The organism is Serratia sp. 506_PEND (assembly GCF_001076875.1).
GTDB lineage: Bacteria > Pseudomonadota > Gammaproteobacteria > Enterobacterales > Enterobacteriaceae > Serratia > Serratia marcescens.
Genome location: NZ_JVEL01000103.1, coordinates 1 through 4,426 on the forward strand (window position 1 = coordinate 1; position 4,426 = coordinate 4,426).

The 4,426-nt window shown below is 35.8% G+C and carries 5 protein-coding genes and 1 pseudogene; 3 read left to right on the plus strand and 3 right to left on the minus strand.

The features are described from left to right. From ADK28_RS03025 to ADK28_RS03030, 3 genes and pseudogenes are all read left to right on the plus strand, one after another. Window positions 1–1,138, plus strand: a pseudogene (locus ADK28_RS03025) (hypothetical protein); the annotation flags it as partial. After that, window positions 1,119–1,538, plus strand: a complete 420-nt coding sequence (locus ADK28_RS31200; protein ID WP_063121916.1) for a hypothetical protein — start codon at window positions 1,119–1,121, stop codon at window positions 1,536–1,538. The pseudogene ADK28_RS03025 and the gene ADK28_RS31200, both read left to right, overlap by 20 nt. A gap of 109 nt (window positions 1,539–1,647) precedes the next feature. After that, window positions 1,648–2,067 carry a hypothetical protein gene (locus ADK28_RS03030; protein WP_048794844.1) on the plus strand — a complete coding sequence of 140 codons (420 nt, stop codon included), beginning with the start codon at window positions 1,648–1,650 and terminating at the stop codon, window positions 2,065–2,067. Between the two features lie 51 nt (window positions 2,068–2,118). On the opposite strand, the gene ADK28_RS03035 is transcribed toward ADK28_RS03030, so the two are convergent. The 3 genes from ADK28_RS03035 to ADK28_RS32650 form a co-directional block, all read right to left on the minus strand. Further along, entirely contained in the window at window positions 2,119–2,697 is a 579-nt protein-coding gene (locus tag ADK28_RS03035) for a DUF4755 domain-containing protein (protein ID WP_048794845.1), read from the minus strand. Window positions 2,698–2,936: 239 nt separating this feature from the next. Then, window positions 2,937–4,124, minus strand: coding sequence for a relaxase/mobilization nuclease domain-containing protein (locus tag ADK28_RS03040; protein WP_048794846.1), 1,188 nt, complete (start codon window positions 4,122–4,124; stop codon window positions 2,937–2,939). Window positions 4,125–4,129: 5 nt separating this feature from the next. Then, the coding region (locus ADK28_RS32650; protein ID WP_075202025.1) for a hypothetical protein at window positions 4,130–4,426 on the minus strand (297 nt) is incomplete at its 5' end.

The following is a 4,426-nucleotide window of genomic DNA, read 5'->3' on the forward strand; positions in this document are numbered from 1 at the left end:
TTACGTTACAACTGGTAAGAACGAACATAAATTGCCGAACGAACATACTCTTTTTTTTCTCTGTAATCTATTTTCAAAAAAATTAACTAATCCAAGGGATATTTTCACTACATCAATTTTTGCATTACTCATGTCTGCCCCTTGGAGGATCTCTGAGGTTATCAATTTAAGGTATGATTGTGAAGTTTTACAGCGTAGTGAGGATGGGGTAGCCCGTTACGGGCTTCGTTATATTGGTGCTAAAGGATATGGTGAGGATATTAAGTGGATACCCTCCGTTATGCAACCAATAGTTAAAGAAGCTTTGAGGAGATTGCGTGTTTTATCTAAAAACGCTCGTTTTGTTGCATCTATTTTAGAAGACATTATTGAAAACAGAAAAGCTGAGCGAACTTTATTGAATAAAGATTTAGGTGATAAAATAATAAGGTTATACAAGATGCGCGATAAAACAAGCTTAGTTAAGATGAACGATGTCCAGAACATGGCAAGTTTATTAGAAAGCAAGAAGCCTAAAGGTTTTCCATTTATAAACGGAAATAAAAGTTTTAAGTATAGTGATATGCTATGTCTTTTAAATAAGGACCAACTTCATGCGATAAAACAAACCTCGATATTTGAAATATATATGCCCAACCCCACGTTTTTCAGAATGGATTTTTATTCAAATAGAGATGGGGAACAACCGAATCGTTGGGGTAATATCTTTCAAAGACATGGTTTATCCGAACAGCAAAATTATCATTTGAAAACACATCAAATAAGACACCTTATCAATACTCTTGCACAGAGGGGCGGGCTATCAGATATAGATATTGCGAAGTGGTCTGGAAGAACCCATGTTAAACAAAATAGAGTATATGATCATATGACAGATGATGAGTTATTTACAGCTTCAGTGTGTTTTATGAAAGATGAAGAAGTGAGTAAAGAGGCTGTACTTAAAAATAATTTTGGCGAGAGCTTTTCTTACATGAAAAATATTATAAATGAAATAAAATATTTCCAGAGAAATATTGGAGATGATGCGATGAATTTAAGAGATACAAGACTACTCACCGCTCTCTTACCCCACTTAGAAGAAATCTATTACAATTTAAAGAAAAGAGAGGATAAGCATGGAAAGAAAATTCAGTAGTATACAGATTCAAGAAATTATAGTTATAATTAACAACTGGTCGAAAAATAAAATCACATGGGAAGGAATTTGCGAAGCGTCATGCAAGATCTTGGGAAGAAAACCTACAAGACAAGCCCTGTGTGCTCATTCAGAAATATCTGGTGCTTATCTGCTTAAAAAGAAAAAACTAAAACATTCTCATCATCATTTGAAAATGCCAGTATCAATAAAAATCGCGGCCATAACGATTGAAAATCTTAGGGATGAAGTTCAAAGATTAAAGAAAGAAAATGAAAATCTAAGTTATCTCTTTTCAGTCATGCAATATAATGCACGCCTTCATGGATTATCAAAAGATGATCATTTAGCACCTATACCTACTATCAATCGAAGAAGAAGTGATTGTAAAAGAATATGAACGCATTCAGTGTGGTTTGTAAAAAAATTCTTACACGCATATTGATTTTTTCGAGGTTTGTGATATTTAAATATAAGAGGGAATATTATTAATTGCAAGGATGCAAGTTATGGAAAAGCTAAATAGCATGGAACGCTTTCTAATACTCTTTGAACGCTTCATTAAAAAGCTCGAAGAGTCTGGGTTGTCAGAATCTGACATAATAGATAAATCTTATCTGTTTTGTGTCGGTTTCTATATCAAGTATAAAAATGACATTGATAATATAGAGTTAGCTAACAGAGATGTCGTTTTATCTTTTATGCTTACTTCTTATTACTGCTTCATAAACAATATAGAAAATAGAGTTGTCGATTCTGATAAAATAAGAAGAATGTGCAGTCTTCTTATTCACTTTATTCTGAATAACAAAACAAATAGTGAAAATGTTTTCATTAACGAAAAAAGAAAATATGATCGTTATATTTTGGCAAGGTCATTAAAAGAAAGAAATCTCAACTATACAGCTAACTATAATAAAAACACTTAAAACAGAATCTGTCCCTATATAGATTCTGTTTTAAGTATATGATGCTTAATTTCATGCTGCATTTAAGTTTTGATCAAAGATCTCAATCCATTGATTAAGTTGTGCTTTGAGATCATTAAGACCCTTGCGAGAGTTAAAAGAATCATTGCGGGGATAGAACTGGATGTGCCATTCAGGGTTTTTAATGTCTTTAACTCGGATAAATAAACCTGACTCAGCAATATTTTGACCTAATGTTTTGCCGTTTTCACTGATACCCTTTAAACCACCACCTGAAATTTCACCACCATGTGTGATGTTGTAGCTCCATTCTTTAATATCATCAAAAGAATAAGTATTTGCTCCTTCGCTATTTTTAAGAAAGACCTCTTGTTTATTTGTGTCTAACCGGATTTCACAATCATTGAATTTATGAAGATAGACCCCATCATTATTGTCGTTAAGATAATTGACTGTTGCAGAGTTATTCTTTCTGACAACATATTTGCCATATGCTGTAGCCAGAAGCATTGCACTGACGAAAAACAGAGGTACCCAATAAACTGACATAACTTTAGCACCTCCAAAATAAGCAACCAAAACAGGGAGTGCAATCGCCAGTAATACACGCTTCATCATGAAGTATTTCATACGTTTGTTCCTGTACGATGTAAAAAGAAATTGAAAATAGGCTAGTAAAATCAATCTATTAGCCGACATTTCGTTCAAGGTACATTTTGGACGAAGCGATGAAGTTATCAAATCATTTGTACCGATCGATACTTTCATCTTGATAGTTAATTCCTATCATATGTGATTTATCGATCGATTGTGACGATCAATTAATTATACTAAAATCAATGATATAGCTGTTTGCAGCAATAATAATGCTAAATTTTAGACCTAAAACCGTTTGTTTTTGTAGCTTTTTCAACAGCAGAAAGAGGTGGTGTGTCTATAGGAAGGGGGATAGCCGAAAAAATCTTGGGGGGCTGCTTAAACGCCTTTAACAATGGATTACGTAGTTTTTTGATGGTGTTAACTATTTTGTCTACCCAGGGGATGGTTTCTATCCATCGCATCGCTACGTCCACATAGCTTTTACCTGTGGTTTTAACTTTCTCTTGATAGATATCATCTGCTACAGGCAAGACAGATAAAGGAAGCAGGGTGTTTTCTGCATCTATACCACCAAAAAAACTTACGGCATCAGCTTTCACTATCTTGATAATTTCTTCTGGGTTGGTTGCATTGAAGGCAATGGAAGCTTTTCTATCATCTACGACAAGGGGATCAATGATGATGAACGGCTCTAAGTTTTTCCATGAATACTTTTTACCTAATTGGGATGCTTTGAATGAAATGTTGGCGTATTCAAAGGAAAAACCGTTCATTTTCCCAGTTGAAGCCCTGTTGGGGATTGCTTTTATCTTCTGATCTGCAAGCTGCTGCACAAACCTTTCTTCGGAAATCTTGCTGGTTATGAGCGTATCTATAGCTTCTTGTATGATTGTTTTTGGGCATTTTTTGCCAGTTCTTTTCTCCTGCATCGCTTCATTACGTGATTTCTTACGCTTTACTGTTGATGAAGAGGGTTTTAGTGCATCAGCTCCTTTGGTTTGCGTTAGCTGGTAGTCTTTTTCAAGTTCCTGGATGATACGTGTGCTGATAAGATTCTCATTTTTACCTAAGTAGAGCTTCCCGGACGTTGCATCAATGCGGCTTGCTACTATATGGATATGTTGGCCATCTTTATCATCATGAAGCACGTATGCACGTAAATGCGTTTCAGAGAAGCCCATACGCTTCATATAGTCGTCGGCTAACAGCTTCCATTGTTGTATAGGTAGACACTCACCAGCAGGCAGACGCAGAGAATTGTGCCAAACAGGTTTACTTACATCGGAGCGTAGGAGCTTCGTAGCGTTGAACTCTGCACTTAGTGCTTCTGCGAAGCTTTCTATGACATTGCCACCGACTACATACGGATCTGACTTGTGGTGCGAAGCAGGTTTTAATAAATAAGAAATAAGGCCGTTAAAGGTTTTCCCTCTTTTGATTTTTTGCATCCCTTTCATTAAAGCTAACTCATAGATCTCTTGGAGGATGTAAGACAGAAGCGAAGCTCAGAAATTTGGCGCTTCACTGCGAAGATCTCTGTCTTTGTAAGCTGACCACCAGTGCTTTTACTTTCGAGATGAATAAGTAGCTTGTTCAGCTTCTGTGAAATTTCGCTGAGGGATTTCCAAGCTTCTATGTTGATTGAAGGAACCACTATGGGAAGCTTATCAAGAGAAGCTAATCTGAGCCATTCCCCCTTGCTTTTCTCTCCACGCTTAACATTAAGAATCTGTAGTTCTTCATGGTTCAACCTAACACT

Excerpts from the sequence above, each read along its gene's own strand:
- ADK28_RS31200 (WP_063121916.1), top strand. The coding sequence starts at position 1,119 with ATGGAAAGAAAATTCAGTAGTATACAGATTCAAGAAATTATAGTTATA.
- ADK28_RS03030 (WP_048794844.1), top strand. The coding sequence starts at position 1,648 with ATGGAAAAGCTAAATAGCATGGAACGCTTTCTAATACTCTTTGAACGC.
- ADK28_RS03035 (WP_048794845.1), bottom strand. The coding sequence starts at position 2,697 with ATGAAATACTTCATGATGAAGCGTGTATTACTGGCGATTGCACTCCCT.
- ADK28_RS03040 (WP_048794846.1), bottom strand. The coding sequence starts at position 4,124 with ATGAAAGGGATGCAAAAAATCAAAAGAGGGAAAACCTTTAACGGCCTT.